This window comes from Bacillus tianshenii (genome assembly GCA_020524525.2).
GTDB lineage: Bacteria > Bacillota > Bacilli > Bacillales > Bacillaceae_N > Bacillus_AV.
The window spans coordinates 1,169,056-1,186,661 of sequence record CP129018.1; the positions used below are offsets into that span (position 1 = coordinate 1,169,056).

Consider the following 17,606-nt stretch of genomic DNA (forward strand, 5'->3'; position numbering starts at 1 on the left):
ATGGCAACATTCAAAGAGTTTCGTAACCAAGTGAAGCCCAATTGGTGCCCTGGATGCGGAGATTTCTCGGTACAGGCAGCAATGCAGCGTGCCGCAGCGAATGTTGGTCTTGAGCCACATAACTTAGCGGTAATCTCTGGTATCGGTTGTTCTGGGCGTATTTCTGGATACATTAATTCATACGGTTTCCACGGTGTGCATGGTCGTGCACTTCCAATTGCACAAGGTGTGAAAATGGCAAATAAAGATTTAACAGTTGTTGCGGCTGGCGGCGACGGCGATGGTTTCGCAATTGGTATGGGTCATACCGTTCATGCGATTCGTCGTAACATTAACATCACTTACATTATCATGGATAACCAAATCTATGGTTTAACAAAAGGGCAAACATCTCCACGAAGCAGCGCTGGATTCAAGACGAAGAGTACACCTCAAGGCTCAATTGAATCTTCGCTTTCTGCGATGGAAACAGCTCTTACAGCTGGCGCAACATTTGTTGCACAAAGCTTCTCAAGTGATTTGAAAGAATTAACATCACTAATTGAGCAAGGTATCCAGCATGAAGGTTTCTCATTGATTAACGTCTTCAGTCCATGTGTAACATACAACAAAGTAAACACATATGACTGGTTCAAAGAAAACCTAACAAAGCTAAGCGACATTGAAGATTATGACGCTTCTAACCGCATGCAAGCGATGCAAACATTGATGGAGAAAGATGGTCTTGTAACAGGTCTTATCTATCAAAACAAAGAACAAAAATCTTATCAGCAGCTTGTACCTAATTATTCAGAAGAACCACTTTCACATGCTGACCTTAAGATTGACGAAGAGAAATTCGACAAATTAGTTGCTGAATTTATGTAATTTATTCAAACACCTGATCATCAAAATGATGGTCAGGTGTTTTACTGCTGTTTTAGATGCTTGCACCATTTTCTTCAAACCTTTATAATTTTACTGTTGTACATGCTGTACCTAATGTGTGAAAGGAGTATGTTTTATGAACGAACAGCAACGAAAAGAAATGACACAAGTGAAAGATTCTCATCCTGGGGACAAAAAATCCCTTAAGGAAAAAACGACTGACGACTTTGCGAAATTTTTTGAATCAACTTATCAGCCTCCATCATTAAAAGATGCGAAAAAGCGTGGTAAAGAAGCAGTAAAAGTGCATCGTGACTTTTCCATTCCAGAAGATATGCAAGGAATCGGGGAAGGCAAGAAGTTCTATATTCGCACGTACGGCTGTCAAATGAATGATCACGATACAGAAGTAATGGCAGGCATCTTTGAAATGCTTGGCTTTGAAGCGACAATGTCAACTGATGATGCCGATGTCATTTTGTTAAATACATGTGCAATTCGAGAAAATGCTGAAAACAAAGTATTTGGTGAAATTGGGCACTTAAAGCCGCTTAAGAAACAAAACCCTGACCTGTTGCTCGGCGTGTGTGGCTGTATGTCACAGGAAGAGTCTGTCGTCAACAAAATCAATCAGAAATACCCTTGGGTTGACATGATCTTTGGCACACATAATATCCATCGCCTCCCGCAAATTGTGAAAGAAGCGATGTTCTCAAAAGAACGTGTTGTCGAAGTATGGTCAAAAGAAGGCGACGTTATTGAGAACCTTCCGAAAGTCCGCCAAGGTAATATTAAAGCATGGGTGAACATTATGTACGGCTGTGACAAATTCTGTACGTACTGTATCGTCCCTTATACGCGTGGAAAAGAGCGAAGCCGCCGTCCAGATGATATCATTCAAGAGGTTCGCCACTTAGCAGCACAAGGCTATCAAGAAATTACCCTGCTTGGTCAAAACGTAAACGCATATGGAAAAGACTTCGAGGATATTGACTATGGTCTTGGTGACTTGATGGATGAAATCCGTAAAATTGATATTCCGCGCATTCGCTTTACAACAAGCCACCCGCGTGATTTTGATGACCATCTAATCGAAGTGCTCGCAAAAGGCGGCAATCTGCTTGACCACATTCATCTTCCAGTACAGTCCGGAAGCTCTGAAGTGTTAAAGTTAATGGCACGTAAATACACGCGTGAATCGTATATCGAATTAGTCCGCAAGATTAAAGAAGCGATTCCGAATGTGACGCTTACAACCGATATTATTGTCGGCTTTCCGAATGAAACAGACGAACAATTCGAAGAGACGTTGTCACTAGTGCGTGAAGTAGGTTACGAGAGTGCTTATACGTTCATCTATTCGCCACGTGATGGTACACCTGCTGCAAAAATGCAGGATAATATTCCGATGCGGGTGAAGAAAGAGCGTCTACAGCGTTTAAATAAGCTAGTGAATGAACAGTCTGCAGAAGCGATGAAGAAATACAAAGGCCAAATTGTTGATGTATTAGTTGAAGGGGAAAGCAAGAATAACCCAGATATTCTTGCAGGCTATACAGAAAAGAGTAAGCTTGTGAACTTCAAGGGACCAAAGTCAGCGATTGGAAAAATTGTAAAAGTCAAAATCAATGAAGCGAAAACATGGACACTAGACGGTGAGATGATCGCCGAGTCAGTTGAGGTGAACTAAATGGGCAAGTATACAAAGAATGACATTATTAATGAAGCAAAGTCTCTTGCGAAAATGATTGCTGAGACAGAGGAAGTCGATTTCTTCAAACGTGCTGAATCTCAAATTAATGAGAATGAGAAAGTACAACGGCTAATGAAGGCGATCAAAGCTTATCAAAAACAAGCTGTTAACTTTCAGCACTACGGAAAAACAGAAGCATTAAAACAAGCGGAAACGAAGCTGGATGAATTAACAAAAGAGCTAGATGAGATTCCGATTGTACAAGAATTTAAGGATTCACAAACAGAAGTAAATGACTTGCTTCAAATTGTTTCTTCAACAATTTCAAATACCGTAACAGATGAGATTATTAAAGCAACAGGCGGCGATGTGCTGCGCGGTGAAACAGGTTCGAAGGTTGCAACAGGCTCAAATTGCGGCGACCACGACCATTAAGAAGTCGAAGAAGTCGACAGTTCGTACTGTCGGCTTTTCTTATTTTTAAGTTTAAAATTTCACGTACTATATTAAAAGTAAAATGTTTCGTTCTGAATTGAAAGAGGGCGCATACAATGTTAGGGAAGTATTTTTATAGCTATCATCTGAGTCGGCATTAACGGTGTAAGAACCGATAAACAAACAGACGCATGGATAGGGATAGTTGTTGTCTTACACATTGTACAAAATGGGCACATTGGGCAGTTGTCACGCATAGGCTAGGAGTGAACCATTGAATGAGGAGGTATTAGCTCTTATGTCACATGAACGGGATAGTCATTTTAGAGAGATTATAACAAAAGCTGTTTGCGGTAAAGGCCGAAAATTTACACAAGCGAAAAATACGGTCACACCTTCTCACAATCCGACGAGCATCCTTGGGTGTTGGATTATTAATCACAAATATGATGCAAAGAAAAAAGGTGACTGTGTAGAGGTTGATGGTCGTTACGATTGTAACATTTGGTATTCCTATAGCGGTAATACAAAGACAGAAGTTGTTACTGAAACGATCTCATACAAAGATATTGTGCCGCTTTCATCAAAGGATGAAAATTGTCTTGTGGATGATTTAGAAGTCATTGTGCGTGTTCTACAGCAGCCAAATTGCTTAGAAGCAACAATTTCCCCGAATGGATGCAAGGTAATTGTTCAAGTTGAACGTGAATTCCTTGCAGAGGTAATCGGGGAAACAAAAGTATGTGTGAAGGTTTATCCGTGTGCTTGTGAGGATGAATTTGACGACATTGACGAGTCCGAAATTACGGATGAAGAGTTAGACGAAATCGATACAGAGTTCTTAGGTGACGACGATTCAGATGAATAGGTAGCAACGCAAGCGTTTCTTCTTGGCGGAGAAGCGCTTTTTTTTGTAAGTAAAACACCTCTATGTGTGAAGGCTCCAGCAAACGGACAGCCTGAGCGCCTTTCTCCGCTTTCGATTTGTCCAGCTACGGCGGCTAGGGGCTCGAGGTCATAAGACAGATTGCTGCGAGGACAAAGGGCGGTCCTCTCCGCAATCTGTCTTATGCTTGTCGCCCCTGAGCGAGCCGCCTCCGCTTATTGATTTGTCTAGCTGCGAAAGGCAGGCTGCGCGAGTTGCTTCGCCTTCCCACTCCGAGGCAAAGAGCGCCTCTCTGTGTGAAGGCTCCAGCAAACGGACAGCCTGAGCGCCTTTCTCCGCTTATTGATTTGTCTAGCTGCGAAAGGCAGGCTGCGCGAATTGCGTCGCCATCCTACTCCGAGGCAAAGGGCGCCTCTCTGTGTGAAGGCTCCAGCAATCGGACAGCCTAAACGCCTTTCTCCGCTTTTCTTATAATTATGTTATAATGTGCTACGGAGAACTATGGATGTTGGAGGAAGGATAATGGCTAAACAGACGCCGATGATGCAGCAATATTTGAGAATTAAGGCAGACTATCCGGATGCCTTTTTGTTTTTTCGTTTAGGAGATTTCTATGAGATGTTCTTTGAAGATGCGGTGAAGGCGTCCAAGGAACTTGAGATTACATTAACGAGTCGTGATGGCGGGAAAGACCGTATTCCGATGTGCGGTGTTCCGCATCATTCCTCGCATAATTATATTCATCAATTAGTTGAAAAAGGATATAAAGTCGCGATTTGCGAACAAACAGAAGACCCGAAGCAAGCAAAAGGAGTTGTGAAGCGGGAAGTTGTTCAGCTGATTACACCTGGGACGGTAATGGAAGGCAAAGCGCTTGATGAAAAGGATAATAACTACATAGCCTCGGTGACTGATTTTGATGATGGGTCATTTGGGATTGCATTTACGGATTTAACAACTGGGGAAAGCCGCGTCACATTGCTGACTGGGGACTGGACGGATGTAGCGGGTGAGCTGTACGGTGTGTCGGCACGTGAAGTGGTACTGCGGACGGACGTAAGTGAAACAGCAGCAAAGACATTATGTGACAGGCTGCCATTAACGGTCTCGTATGAAGAGCAATCCGTCATTCCTTCTGAGATGGTGGCGCTTGTTAAGAAGCTAGAGCAGACAAAGCTTCGTGAAACGGTGGGAAGGCTTTTTAATTATTTAATTCGTACACAGAAGCGTTCATTGGAACATTTACAGCAAGTAGAATACTATCAAATTAACCAATATATGAAGCTTGATTTGCATTCAAAGCGGAACTTAGAATTAATCGAGACGATAAGGACGAAGGGGAAAAAGGGTTCATTGCTATGGCTGCTTGATAAAACGGTCACAGCCATGGGCGGACGATTGTTAAAACAATGGCTTGAGCGTCCTCTCTTAAACAAGGAAACAATTGAAAATCGTTTAACGATGGTGCAGACACTGTTAGAGCAATTCTTTGAGCGTGAAGATTTACGGGAGCTGTTAAAAGAAGTCTATGACATTGAACGCTTAGCAGGACGTGTCGCATATGGAAACGTCAATGCACGTGATTTGCTTCAATTAAAGCAGTCTCTTGGACAAGTCCCGGCAATTGTGGAGCTTGTCGGTAAGCTTGAGCATCCATATGCGGTCGATTTAGCAAAACGCGTGGACCCTTGTGAAGAGCTTCATGAGTTGCTTGAAAACGGTATTCATGCTCAGCCTCCGATTTCTGTGAAAGAAGGCGGAATTATAAAGGACGGTTTCAATGAGGACCTAGACCGTTACCGGGATGCTTCACGTAATGGGAAAGAGTGGATTGCCGCATTGGAACAGCAAGAACGCCAGCAAACCGGTATCCGCTCACTAAAAGTCGGCTACAACAAAGTGTTTGGCTACTATATCGAAGTGACAAAAGCAAACTTACACTTGCTGCCAGAAGGACGTTATGAACGAAAGCAGACGTTAACAAATGCTGAGCGTTACATTACGCCAGAATTAAAAGAAAAAGAATCACTTATTTTAGAAGCAGAAGAAAAAAGCGTCGACTTAGAATATGAGCTTTTCCTAACATTGCGTGAGAAAGTGAAAGAATATATACCAAGTCTTCAAGCGATCGCTAAGTTTGTTAGTGAAATGGACGTCCTTCAATGCTTTGCGACGATTAGTGATGAATACGGGTATGTAAGGCCTCAATTTTCAACAAATCGAGAAATCAACATTGAAGGTGGCCGTCATCCTGTTGTCGAGAAAGTGATGGAGCATAATGAGTACGTCGAAAACGACTGTTCCATGAATAAAAATCGTGAACTTCTATTAATTACAGGGCCAAACATGTCGGGTAAGAGTACGTATATGCGCCAAGTTGCCCTAACAGCTATTATGGCGCAAGTTGGCTGCTTTGTACCTGCAGATGAGGCGGTACTACCAATCTTTGACCAAGTTTTTACCCGCATTGGCGCAGCAGATGATCTTGTCGCAGGTCAAAGTACGTTTATGGTGGAGATGCTTGAAGCGAAGAATGCACTAACAAAGGCTACGCAGGATAGTTTGATTCTGCTTGATGAGATAGGCCGTGGAACCTCAACTTATGATGGCATGGCACTTGCTCAGGCAATTATTGAATACATTCATGATGAAATTGGCGCAAAAACACTGTTTTCGACTCATTATCATGAGCTGACACAGCTTGCAGGTGCGCTTTGTAATTTACAAAATGTACATGTACGTGCAGTTGAAGAGCAGGGCCGTGTTGTGTTTCTGCATAAAGTCCAAGAAGGAGCGGCAGACCGCAGCTACGGAATTCATGTGGCAGAGCTTGCGGAATTACCGCCATCATTAATTGAACGAGCGAAGGTTATTTTAGCTGAATTAGAAACAGCGGATGTTAAAGATACAAAGCCTTCTGCCCAAACAGAACGGCAGGGAGGTAATGAAGAAGTAGTCAAAGAGCCGGAACAACAGTTGTCCTTCTTCCAAACAGAGCAACCAACTGAAAAACCAAAGCTAAGTAAGAATGAACAGAAAATTTTACAAGCATTAGAGGAGCTTGATTTATTAGAAATGACACCGCTTGATGCGATGAATGAATTATACAGTCTGCAAAAGACGTTAAAAAGAAAGTAAGAAATGAGGTGATGGTGTGGGCAAAATTCAGCAATTAGAAGCACAGCTTTCCAACCAAATTGCAGCAGGGGAGGTCGTCGAACGGCCTGCATCTGTTGTAAAAGAGCTGATTGAAAATGCGATTGATGCAAACAGCACACGCGTTTCCATTGAAGTAGAGGAAGCCGGTCTAGCAAAAATCCGTATTGTCGATAATGGTGACGGAATGGATGAAGAAGATGCAGTCCTCGCATTTGAACGGCATGCCACAAGTAAAATCAAGCATGAAAGTGACTTATTCCGCATTACAACACTCGGTTTCCGCGGGGAGGCGCTTCCAAGTATTGCTTCTGTTTCTGAAATGGAAATTAAGACGAGTACAGGCGAGAATGCAGGCACGCTTCTAAAAATAAACGGAGGCATCTTTGAAGAAAAGACGCAATCAGACAGTCGTAAAGGGACAGAGATCAAGGTTGATAACCTCTTTTTCAACACACCAGCCCGCTTGAAATATATGAAAACGGTTCATACGGAGCTTGGCAACATAACCGATGTTGTAAATCGTATGGCACTTGCCCACCCACACATTTCCTTTCGGCTCGCACATAACGGAAAGAAGTTACTTTATACAAATGGAAATGGTGATTTGTTACAGGTGCTCGCGTCTATCTATGGCACAAAAACAGCACGGCAAATGAAAAAGATCCACTGGCGCTCGATAGATTTTGAAATTCATGGCTATATTGCAAAGCCGGAAATTACAAGAGCATCACGCAATTACATGTCAACGATTGTAAATGGTCGTTTTATTAAAAACTATCCACTATTAAAAGCAATTCAAGAAGGCTATCACACGCTTCTTCCGATTGGCAGGTACCCAATTGTTCTGCTTCATATTGAGATGGACCCACTGCTTGTCGATGTGAATGTTCACCCTGCTAAGCTTGAAGTCCGGCTTAGTAAGGAAAAAGAATTGATGCAGTTAATTACAGATGGTATTCAAGAAGCGCTTAGAGAAGAAACATTAATTCCAGCTGTTGAAAAGGCGCCAAAGCGGACAAAGGTGGAAAGTGAACAACAGATGTTTTCCTTTGAGCATCGAACAACACCTCCATCAAAACCAGCTGTCCCGGAAACAAAATCAATCCAAACAAAGCCAATTCAAACAGAACCAGATCAATCAGAGCCAGTGTTTCTAACACATAGCGATCAAGAAAGCGAAAGCTCTAACCTTATACGTGAGCCAGCACCAGTGATCGAAGAATCTGTCGTTGAAGAACCAGAGAATGAACAACCCGAAGCTGAAGAAGAAAAAGTGGAGTCTTCTCGCGTACCACCGCTGTATCCGATTGGCCAGATGCATGGCACTTATATAATGGCACAAAACGAAAACGGACTGTATATTATTGATCAGCATGCTGCACAGGAACGGATTAAATATGAATTCTTCCGTGAAAAGGTAGGCGAAGTGGAGCCTGAAGTACAAGAGCTACTCATGCCGTTAACATTTGAATTCAGTCGAGATGAATGTCTTGCAATTGAAGCTCATCTTGATGAATTACAGGAAGTTGGAATATTCTTAGAAACGTTCGGGCCACAGAGCTATATTGTCCGCTCACATCCTAGGTGGTTTCCGAAAGGGTTTGAGCAGGAAGTGATTGAGGAAATCATTGAACAAGTCATTCAATCCAAGAAGGTTGATCTTAAAAAGCTCCGTGAAGAAGCGGCGATTATGATGTCTTGTAAGAAATCAATAAAAGCGAATCATCATTTGCGTCAGGATGAAATCTTTGAATTGCTCGAAACACTCCGAAAGTCAACGGACCCATTTACATGTCCACATGGCAGACCAATTATTTTACATTTTTCAACGTATGAAATGGAGAAAATGTTTAAGCGAATTATGTAAGTAAGGTAAGAAAGGTTTAAAACACATCGAAGTTGAGTAGAATGGTCTACTGTTATCATGATGTAGACCACCCATGAAGTAAACAGTTTGTCTAGGATGGTGGCAATGAAAGAAAAGGTATTGGCAATTGTAGGACCAACAGCGGTCGGAAAAACAAAGCTTGGCGTCGAGCTTGCAAAGCGGTTAAATGGCGAAGTGATTAGCGGTGATTCGATGCAAATTTATCGGAGCATGGATATCGGTACAGCGAAAGCAACGGAAGAAGAGCGCCAAGGAATCGTGCATCATATGCTTGATATAAAAGATTTTCACGAGTCTTTCTCAGTAGCTGAATTTCAATCACGTGTTCAAAAGCATATTCAAGAGATTCAGTCACGCGGACGGCTACCGATAATTGTCGGTGGAACAGGGCTTTATATTCAATCAGTACTTTATGATTATCGCTTCTCAGAAGCAACAGGCGATGACGAGCTTCGCCGGGAGCTTGAAGTGTATGCGACTGAACACGGAAATGATGCGCTGCATCGAAAGCTTCAAGAGGTTGACCCGCAGGCTGCTGAGAATATTCATCCGAATAACGTCCGCCGTGTCGTACGGGCGCTTGAAGTCTACCGTACGACAGGGATGACAATGACTGACTATCAAAAACAGCAGTCAGCCCAGCCGCGTTATCAGCATGCAATCATTGGCTTGACCTCAGATCGTGAGCAATTGTATGAACGCATTAATACACGTGTGGATGAAATGGTATCCGAAGGGCTAGTGGATGAGGTAAAGCGATTGTATGAACAAGGGTTGAGCGGCACGCAGGCCTCTCAAGCAATCGGCTACAAAGAGATCATTGAGGCCATTGAAGGAAAGTGTACGATGGAAGAAGCGGTTGAACAGTTAAAACAAAACTCACGCCGATATGCGAAACGTCAATTTACATGGTTTAAAAACAAAATGGCAATCGAATGGTTTGATTTAACAGAAGGCGATTTCGATAAAAAGGTTGAAGAAATTTTAGAATATATTGCAGGAAAGCTTGGGGAAAAGTCGAATGTTTAAACATAAAGAGAAAATGAGGAGGACTGTAAAAAGATGAAACAATCCGTCAACATTCAAGACCAATTTTTGAACCAGCTCCGCAAAGACAACACATTCGTAACGGTTTATCTCTTAAACGGTTTTCAATTGCGCGGTACAGTGAAAGGCTTTGATAACTTCACTGTTTTATTTGAAACAGATGGGAAGCAACAAATGATCTACAAACATGCCATTTCAACATTTGCTCCACAGCGTAACGTGCAAATTGATTTTGAATAAGCATACAACAACCCCTGTCCATTATGGATAGGGGTTTATTAATTACTCCCGAGTACTCAAATAGTTATAAAAGCGCTTTAAGGAAAGCGGGGTTTTGAAGCCGAAATGGCGCTGGATGTCTTCTGCAGACAGCCCTTCTTGTATTTGGTTTATGATGCATGTATTTCGCATATGCTGTGCGCTGATTCCTTTTCGAAGCCCAGCGCGGGCAATTTCCTCACGAATCATCTTCTGAATCGCAATTTCCGTCAACCGTTTTGGCGCGTCCTTCTCATACACCCAGCGATACGTACACCGTTGAAAGTCAAACGCTGCAAATAGCGGGTCGTGGCTGTGATAGCGCGGCCTAACTGGCTCAGGGATTGTTTTCAAATAACGGTACAGCAGCTGCTTATCTTCATCTGATAGCTTAATCGTACGAGCCAGACTTGAAACAGACGGGATATCGAGTTCATTTCGTTCAAAATGTACATCTTTCATCCGTAATGATGCCAATTCATGCAGGGTTAGACCGTAATCAAGCAGCAAACGAACAATTGAGAGATTCCGATCAAACAATAAATGTCGCGCTTTAAGCTGATTATCCGTCAGCCCTTTTGTGGAGACCACTGTCTGTAATAATTTCTCTTTCTCTGCTTCTTGAATAAAGTCATCTGCGCCGAGACGTTTCTTTTCAAGATGCATGCTGATCTCTGGCGGATTGTGTTTGATTTGATAAAAGCGGTTCAGCCGTTTTAACACCGTGTGCATCCGCTTCATCGTTGCTAGCGAGTAATGACGTTCTGTTAGAAGGATATGAAAAAAAGTATGATAATCTTCATTGCTGAATGTTTTCCATTTCTTTGGGTCTTTTTGCTGCTCGTTCATATATCGGAAGAAATCCTCTAAGTCATATTTATAACGTTTAATCGTAGACGGTCGTCGGCCTTGTGCAGCTAGGTATTCCAGGTATGAAACAACATCATCTGGCAAGATCGTTTCGTGCAGCATGTTCATTTTTTAGGCCCCCTGTCATTTTAAGACATCTCTTCCTTTCTAATTATAACAAATTTGCATATACATTTACTTAGGAACTATGCATTTGTCACACTTTTTGTTTAAAACAAACACTAGTTAGAAAAGGGGTGAGAGGCGTGGAGCAGCCACTTTCAACGAAAAAGAATGGGCAGATTAACATTGTATTGAAGAAAAAGCATCAAGAAACCGCGCTCGTACGGGAGGCCCCCGTACAAACAAAGGAAAAAGCCCAAGTGATTGAACATCACGCACCGCTTCAGCAAATTGAAGATGAAATGAATAAGCTGGTCGGCCTCAATGATATAAAAGAAATGCTTCGCGAAATATATGCATGGCTCTATGTAAATGAAAAACGAAAAGAAGCAGGTCTAAAACAAAGCAATCAAGCACTACACATGATGTTTCGTGGAAATCCAGGCACAGGAAAAACAACGGTTGCCAAATTAATCGGGAAGCTGCTGAAAGATATGAATATTTTAACGAAGGGACATTTAATCGAAGCAGAACGGGCAGATTTAGTCGGTGAATATATCGGTCATACCGCTCAAAAAACGAGACAGCTTGTCAAAAAAGCAATGGGAGGAATTTTATTTGTTGATGAGGCCTATTCCCTTTCACGCGGAGGTGAAAAAGATTTTGGGAAGGAAGCGATTGATACACTTGTCAATCATATGGAAGAGGAGCGAGAGCATTTCATTTTAATTTTGGCAGGGTATCCGAAAGAGATGGATTACTTTCTGTCTCTCAACCCTGGTCTGCGTTCACGGTTTCCGATCATTATTGATTTTCCAGATTATTCAATTGGCGAATTAATGCAGATTGCGGATTTGATGTTTGAAGAACGGGAATATATTCTTTCGCAAGAAGCCCAGGTGAAATTACAGGATCACATTGAGATGAAGCGTGATCATCAGCAAGTATTCAGCAACGGCAGGTACGTACGGAACATCGTCGAAAAAGCCGTTCGTACACAAGCAATGCGGCTTCTTCATCACAAAGAATTCTCGAAAAAAGACTTAATGACGATTAGAAGCCGTGATTTAACCCTTTAATGCCCGCTTGTTAATGAACGATATGGTAATTTCCATTGATAGTAGAGAGAAGCCATTCGTAACGTGACGACAGCAGTAAGCAGTAAGTAATAATGCCATGCTTCACTGGCAATACCTGTACCAATGACTAACCCTGCAAAAACAGCCCATAACGCATAGATTTCAGCTCTTAAAACAATTGGTTTTCGACCGGCCAGTACATCACGAACCATCCCGCCGCCGCTTCCTGTTAGGACGGCGGCTACTATTACTGCACTTAGCGGGTGATTCATTTCGGTTGCATACAGTGCCCCTTGAATCGCGAACGCCCCTAAGCCGATAGCATCTGTCAATGTACCAAAACGCCGCCAAGGCTTTAAGACACTGTTTGGGAAAAGAAATAAAAGCGTCATCACAATAATTGCTAACGTAAATAGAAATCCTTGGTCCCAAAGGGCCGAAACAGGCACTCCGATTAATAAATTCCGAATCGCGCCGCCGCCAAAGGCTGTCGCAAGTCCTAATATATAAACTCCGAAAATATCATATTCCTCTTCCATTGCTACAATTGCTCCGCTGATCGCAAAAGCAACTGTACCGATAATATTTAAAATCTCCCATGACATGTATACTCCCCCTTACTTACAACCCTTTCAATTGATAACATATGAATTTTAAAGGCTTCTGTTGAAAACTTCAAGATAAAGATTCTATAGGCGATTGTTATGTGTTTTGGTATACTGACTACAGGTTAGAATAATAAGAAAGACTGAGTATGAGAAAAAGAGAGGGAGTTCGTTGACTAAAACAGAAATACAAGAACAAGAGCGTGCGGTGCTGCTTGGATGTCATTTAAACCAGGAGGACCGTGAACGTTTTCAATATTCGATGGATGAACTGGCGTCACTTGCAAAAACAGCTGGTGCTTCTGTAGAAGCTGTTTTTACACAAAACCGTGACCGTATTCATTCTGCACTTTACATAGGAAAAGGAAAGGTTGAAGAGCTTGCGCGTTTTGTGGAGGAATTAGAGGCTGACCTCATCATTTCCAACGATGAATTGTCACCGAGTCAGCTACGTAATTTGCGAGACGAAACAGGTGTAAGGGTTGTTGACCGTACGCAATTAATTTTAGATATCTTTGCAGGAAGGGCGCAGACAAAAGAAGGGAAGCTGCAAGTGGAGCTTGCTCAGCTTCAATATATGCTTCCGAGGCTGACAGGCCAGGGGGAAGCATTGTCAAGACTTGGCGGTGGAATCGGAACCCGTGGTCCTGGTGAAACGAAGCTTGAATCTGACAGACGGCATATTCATCGCCGGATTGATGAAATCAAGCGTCAGTTGAAAACTGTCACATCTCATCGCGAGCGGTACAGACAGCAGCGGAAACGGAACCAATCGATTCAACTCGTCTTGCTCGGCTATACCAATGCGGGGAAATCTACAATTTTTAATCAGTTAACGAAAGCGGACGCATACGCACAGGACCAGTTGTTTGCAACACTAGACCCATTAACAAGACGCATTCAGCTGCCTTCTGGGTTAACGGTGCTTTTGACTGATACAGTTGGTTTCATTCAAGATTTGCCAACTACCTTAGTTGCGGCCTTTCGCTCAACACTAGAAGAGGTGAAGGAAGCAGACTTAATGCTGCATGTTGCCGATGCTTCCCATCCTGATGTGTTTCAACACGAAAAAACAGTGTTTGAGCTGCTGGAGGAACTAGAAGCGGCTGAGCTACCGATGCTGACCGTTTATAACAAACGCGACCTACTAGAAGAAAGTTTTATTCCGACATCAGGACGTGCCTCTATTCAAATTAGTGCATATGACTGCAGTGATATTGAGCATCTGCTCACAGAAATTGAAGAGCGATTGAAAAAGCAGATGAAACCATACAGCATTGTTCTTCCGCCTGATGCAGGTAAATTGCTTGCAAGGTTAAAGCAGGACTCGATTTTAACAAATCGGGAATACGATGAAGATAAGCAAGTATATCGCTGTAGAGGGTATATCCTGCCGACACATCCGTTAGCTGCAGAACTGAAACAATATGAGAAATAGCAAAGGAGAAACAAAATCATGCTGCAATACCATCCACAACTAGACAAGCACATTGATGAAATAGAAGCACAAATTAAGCCGATTCATGAACGGATTGAAAAAATGGCTGAATACCATCAACATCGTGTACTCGAAGCGTTTCGCAACAATCAAGTAAGTGACTTTCACTTCACTCCAAGCACAGGTTATGGCTATGATGACACTGGGAGAGATACATTAGAGAAAATCTATGCGAACGTCTTCGGCCATGAGGAAGCGATCGTACGCCCACAAATTATTTCTGGTACACATGCGATTTCAACAGCGTTATTTGGCGTACTTCGTCCAGGTGACGAATTGGTTTATATGACAGGCAAGCCGTATGACACGTTGGAAGAAATCGTCGGCATTCGTGGCGGTGGAAATGGTTCATTAATTGATTTCAATATTTCGTATCGTGCGGTGCCATTATTGCATGACGGAGCAGTCGATTATAAAGCGGTACGTGCTGCAATTACAGAGAAAACAAAAATGATCGGTATTCAACGCTCAAAAGGCTATGCATCACGTCCATCCTTTACAATTGATCAAATCAAAGAAATGATTACTTTTGTTAAAGAGATAAAGCCTGATGTGGTCGTCTTCGTTGATAACTGCTACGGGGAATTTGTTGAAGAGCAAGAGCCTTGTCATGTTGGTGCTGATTTAATTGCCGGCTCTTTAATTAAAAACCCAGGCGGTGGATTAGTGAAAACTGGTGGCTACCTTGTCGGGAGTGCTGCTTTAATTGAACAGTGTGCTTACCGCCTTACATCGCCAGGAATAGGGAGAGAAGCAGGGGCTTCATTATACAGCCTGCAAGAAATGTATCAAGGATTGTTTCTTGCCCCGCATGTTGTCAGCCAAGCATTAAAAGGAGCGGTGTTCACCGCAGCTCTGCTTGAAAAGATTGGATTGTCTTCATACCCAAAGTGGGATGCAAAGCGAACAGATTTAATTCAATCTGTTACGTTTGAAGACCCGGAGATGATGACAACATTTGCCCAAGCCATTCAACAGGCATCACCAGTCAATGCCCACGTCAGACCAATGCCAAGCTATATGCCTGGCTATGAAGATGATGTTATTATGGCTGCTGGTACGTTCATTCAAGGCTCAAGCATTGAACTTTCCGCAGACGGCCCTATGAGACCTCCGTATGAATGTTACGTCCAAGGTGGGCTTACCTATGAGCATGTAAAAATAGCTGTTTGCCTAGCTGTGACACAGCTGCTTGAGAAACAGCTGTTAACACTAGGCTAATTAAGAAAGGCAGTACCGTTTTGGTGCTGCTTTTTATGAATTGTGTATTTTCGAAATATTTTGATGTGAAATAATCTAACATTTGATTGACACGATAGCTAACATGTTGTAAGATGAAATCAAGTTAAGCAAGGCAATACATAATGAACAGATTGGAGGGGTACTATGAATGATAATATTCGTCGTAACATGCCGTTGTTTCCGATCGGGATTGTTAAGCAGCTAACGGAATTGTCCGCAAGACAAATTCGTTATTATGAGGAGCACAATTTAATTAATCCTTCTCGTACTGAGGGAAATCGCCGCATGTTTTCTTTCAACGATGTCGACACATTGCTTGAGATCAAAGATTTAATCGAGCAAGGGGTCAATCTTGCCGGCATTAAACAGCTCTTTGAGGTAAAGGCGAGAGAACAAGCACAGCAGGAAGCCAAATTAATTGAAAATCAGAAAGAACATATCACCGATTCGGAGCTTCGCAAACGTCTACGCACTGAACTAATTCAAGCGGGTAGATTTAACCGCACAACCCTCCGTCAAGGTGAAATGTCAAGGTTTTTCCATTAAGGTTTGTAAGCTATATTTTTACTTATAAATAAAGCTAATTATCAAAATTGGGAGGAAACAGGGATGGCAAAGTATACAAAAGAAGATATTCTTAAGTTCTCAGAGGAGCAAAACGTTCGTTTCATTCGCTTGCAGTTTACTGACATGTTAGGGATCATCAAAAATGTTGAGATTCCAGTTGGACAGTTACCAAAAGCGCTTAATAATGAAATGATGTTCGATGGTTCATCAATCGAAGGTTTTGTTCGCATCGAAGAATCAGATATGAGACTATATCCTGACCTTGATACATGGGTTGTATTCCCATGGACAGCTGAAAAGGGGAAAGTGGCACGTCTTATCTGTGACGTACATATGCCAGATGGCACTCCTTTTGAAGGTGACCCGCGCGGTGTGTTGAAGAAAGTATTGAAAGAAGCTGAAGAGCTTGGTTTTACAAGCTTTAATATCGGACCAGAGCCGGAATTCTTCTTATTCAAAAATGATGAGAAAGGCGAACCGACTCTAGAGCTAAACGATAAAGGCGGATACTTCGACCTAGCGCCAACAGACCTTGGTGAAAACTGCCGTCGCGATATCGTACTTGAGCTTGAAGATATGGGCTTTGAAATTGAAGCATCTCACCATGAAGTAGCACCTGGTCAGCACGAAATTGACTTTAAATACGCGTCTGCAATTAAAGCGTGTGATGATATCCAAACATTTAAGCTTGTTGTAAAAACAATCGCTCGTAAGCACGGCTTACACGCGACATTCATGCCAAAACCATTGTTCGGTGTTAATGGTTCTGGAATGCACTGCAACATGTCTCTATTCCGCGGCAAAGAAAATGCCTTCTACGATGAAAAGGGCGATCTTCAGTTAACTGATACAGCTTACCAATTCATCGCCGGTCTTCTTGAACACGCAGAGGCATTCACAGCAATCACAAACCCAATCGTTAACTCATACAAACGCTTGGTTCCTGGTTACGAAGCACCATCTTATGTAGCATGGTCAGCGAAAAACCGTAGCCCACTTATCCGTATCCCAGCATCTCGCGGTTTAAGTACACGTGTTGAAGTACGTAGCGTTGACCCAGCAGCAAACCCATATCTTGCAATGGCAGTTATGCTTGCAGCTGGACTTGATGGAATCAAGAAGAAAATGAAAGCACCAGCTCCAGTAAACCGCAACATCTATGTGATGAGCGATGAAGAGCTTGCTGAAGCTGGCATTAAGCAATTACCTTCAACTCTTGCTCAAGCGTTAAGGAACTTCAAACAAGATGACGTTCTATTCAACGCACTAGGCGCTCACATTTCAGAGCACTTCATCGAAGCAAAAGAAATTGAGTGGGATATGTTCCGCACACAAGTTCACCCTTGGGAACGCGAGCAATATCTAACTTCATATTAATAGCTGAACCCCTTGGCGCTGTAGGCGTCTGGG

At 42.6% G+C, this 17,606-nt stretch carries 15 protein-coding genes; 13 read left to right on the forward strand and 2 right to left on the reverse strand.

Going from position 1 to position 17,606, the window contains the following annotated elements; translation table 11 throughout:
* From LC040_05785 to hfq, 8 genes are all read left to right on the forward strand, one after another.
* Complete coding sequence (locus LC040_05785; GenBank protein ID WLR52410.1) at positions 1–867, forward strand: 2-oxoacid:ferredoxin oxidoreductase subunit beta; 867 nt, start codon at positions 1–3, stop codon at positions 865–867.
* A 136-nt stretch (positions 868–1,003) separates the two neighbouring features.
* The gene (gene miaB / locus LC040_05790) at positions 1,004–2,557 is read left to right on the forward strand and encodes a tRNA (N6-isopentenyl adenosine(37)-C2)-methylthiotransferase MiaB (GenBank protein ID WLR52411.1); all 1,554 of its coding nucleotides are present in this window, start codon (positions 1,004–1,006) and stop codon (positions 2,555–2,557) included.
* Positions 2,558–2,995, forward strand: a complete 438-nt coding sequence (locus tag LC040_05795) for a RicAFT regulatory complex protein RicA family protein (GenBank protein ID WLR52412.1) — start codon at positions 2,558–2,560, stop codon at positions 2,993–2,995.
* Between the two features lie 298 nt (positions 2,996–3,293).
* Positions 3,294–3,863: an outer spore coat protein CotE gene (locus LC040_05800; GenBank protein ID WLR52413.1), complete on the forward strand. Its 570-nt coding sequence runs from the start codon at positions 3,294–3,296 to the stop codon at positions 3,861–3,863.
* Positions 3,864–4,403: 540 nt separating this feature from the next.
* On the forward strand, positions 4,404–7,019 hold the full coding sequence (gene mutS / locus LC040_05805; GenBank protein ID WLR52414.1) for a DNA mismatch repair protein MutS: 2,616 nt from the start codon (positions 4,404–4,406) through the stop codon (positions 7,017–7,019).
* A 16-nt stretch (positions 7,020–7,035) separates the two neighbouring features.
* Positions 7,036–8,907 (forward strand): DNA mismatch repair endonuclease MutL, encoded by a 1,872-nt coding sequence (mutL, locus tag LC040_05810; protein WLR52415.1) that lies wholly within the window; start codon positions 7,036–7,038, stop codon positions 8,905–8,907.
* 105 nt (positions 8,908–9,012) lie between these two features.
* Positions 9,013–9,957, forward strand: a complete 945-nt coding sequence (gene miaA / locus LC040_05815; protein WLR52416.1) for a tRNA (adenosine(37)-N6)-dimethylallyltransferase MiaA — start codon at positions 9,013–9,015, stop codon at positions 9,955–9,957.
* Between the two features lie 33 nt (positions 9,958–9,990).
* Positions 9,991–10,215: an RNA chaperone Hfq gene (hfq, locus tag LC040_05820; GenBank protein WLR52417.1), complete on the forward strand. Its 225-nt coding sequence runs from the start codon at positions 9,991–9,993 to the stop codon at positions 10,213–10,215.
* Between the two features lie 42 nt (positions 10,216–10,257).
* On the opposite strand, the gene LC040_05825 is transcribed toward hfq, so the two are convergent.
* Positions 10,258–11,211 (reverse strand): site-specific integrase, encoded by a 954-nt coding sequence (locus LC040_05825; protein ID WLR52418.1) that lies wholly within the window; start codon positions 11,209–11,211, stop codon positions 10,258–10,260.
* A gap of 137 nt (positions 11,212–11,348) precedes the next feature.
* On the opposite strand from LC040_05825, the gene spoVK reads away from it, so the two are divergent.
* On the forward strand, positions 11,349–12,284 hold the full coding sequence (spoVK, locus tag LC040_05830; GenBank protein WLR52419.1) for a stage V sporulation protein K: 936 nt from the start codon (positions 11,349–11,351) through the stop codon (positions 12,282–12,284).
* On the opposite strand, the gene LC040_05835 is transcribed toward spoVK, so the two are convergent.
* The gene (locus tag LC040_05835) at positions 12,281–12,889 is read right to left on the reverse strand and encodes a trimeric intracellular cation channel family protein (protein ID WLR52420.1); all 609 of its coding nucleotides are present in this window, start codon (positions 12,887–12,889) and stop codon (positions 12,281–12,283) included. The two genes, spoVK and LC040_05835, sit on opposite strands and share 4 nt — an antisense overlap.
* 187 nt (positions 12,890–13,076) lie before the next feature.
* Between LC040_05835 and hflX the strand changes: the two genes are divergently transcribed.
* From hflX to glnA, 4 genes are all read left to right on the forward strand, one after another.
* Positions 13,077–14,327: a GTPase HflX gene (hflX, locus tag LC040_05840; protein ID WLR53209.1), complete on the forward strand. Its 1,251-nt coding sequence runs from the start codon at positions 13,077–13,079 to the stop codon at positions 14,325–14,327.
* An 18-nt stretch (positions 14,328–14,345) separates the two neighbouring features.
* Positions 14,346–15,608, forward strand: coding sequence for a methionine gamma-lyase family protein (locus LC040_05845; GenBank protein WLR52421.1), 1,263 nt, complete (start codon positions 14,346–14,348; stop codon positions 15,606–15,608).
* 165 nt (positions 15,609–15,773) lie between these two features.
* Positions 15,774–16,175: a MerR family transcriptional regulator gene (locus LC040_05850; GenBank protein WLR52422.1), complete on the forward strand. Its 402-nt coding sequence runs from the start codon at positions 15,774–15,776 to the stop codon at positions 16,173–16,175.
* A gap of 63 nt (positions 16,176–16,238) precedes the next feature.
* Positions 16,239–17,573 (forward strand): type I glutamate--ammonia ligase, encoded by a 1,335-nt coding sequence (gene glnA / locus LC040_05855; GenBank protein ID WLR52423.1) that lies wholly within the window; start codon positions 16,239–16,241, stop codon positions 17,571–17,573.
* Positions 17,574–17,606: the final 33 nt, after the last annotated feature.

Excerpts from the sequence above, each read along its gene's own strand:
- LC040_05785 (WLR52410.1), top strand. The coding sequence starts at position 1 with ATGGCAACATTCAAAGAGTTTCGTAACCAAGTGAAGCCCAATTGGTGC.
- miaB (WLR52411.1), top strand. The coding sequence starts at position 1,004 with ATGAACGAACAGCAACGAAAAGAAATGACACAAGTGAAAGATTCTCAT.
- LC040_05795 (WLR52412.1), top strand. The coding sequence starts at position 2,558 with ATGGGCAAGTATACAAAGAATGACATTATTAATGAAGCAAAGTCTCTT.
- LC040_05800 (WLR52413.1), top strand. The coding sequence starts at position 3,294 with ATGTCACATGAACGGGATAGTCATTTTAGAGAGATTATAACAAAAGCT.
- mutS (WLR52414.1), top strand. The coding sequence starts at position 4,404 with ATGGCTAAACAGACGCCGATGATGCAGCAATATTTGAGAATTAAGGCA.
- miaA (WLR52416.1), top strand. The coding sequence starts at position 9,013 with ATGAAAGAAAAGGTATTGGCAATTGTAGGACCAACAGCGGTCGGAAAA.
- hfq (WLR52417.1), top strand. The coding sequence starts at position 9,991 with ATGAAACAATCCGTCAACATTCAAGACCAATTTTTGAACCAGCTCCGC.
- LC040_05825 (WLR52418.1), bottom strand. The coding sequence starts at position 11,211 with ATGAACATGCTGCACGAAACGATCTTGCCAGATGATGTTGTTTCATAC.
- LC040_05835 (WLR52420.1), bottom strand. The coding sequence starts at position 12,889 with ATGTCATGGGAGATTTTAAATATTATCGGTACAGTTGCTTTTGCGATC.
- LC040_05845 (WLR52421.1), top strand. The coding sequence starts at position 14,346 with ATGCTGCAATACCATCCACAACTAGACAAGCACATTGATGAAATAGAA.
- LC040_05850 (WLR52422.1), top strand. The coding sequence starts at position 15,774 with ATGAATGATAATATTCGTCGTAACATGCCGTTGTTTCCGATCGGGATT.
- glnA (WLR52423.1), top strand. The coding sequence starts at position 16,239 with ATGGCAAAGTATACAAAAGAAGATATTCTTAAGTTCTCAGAGGAGCAA.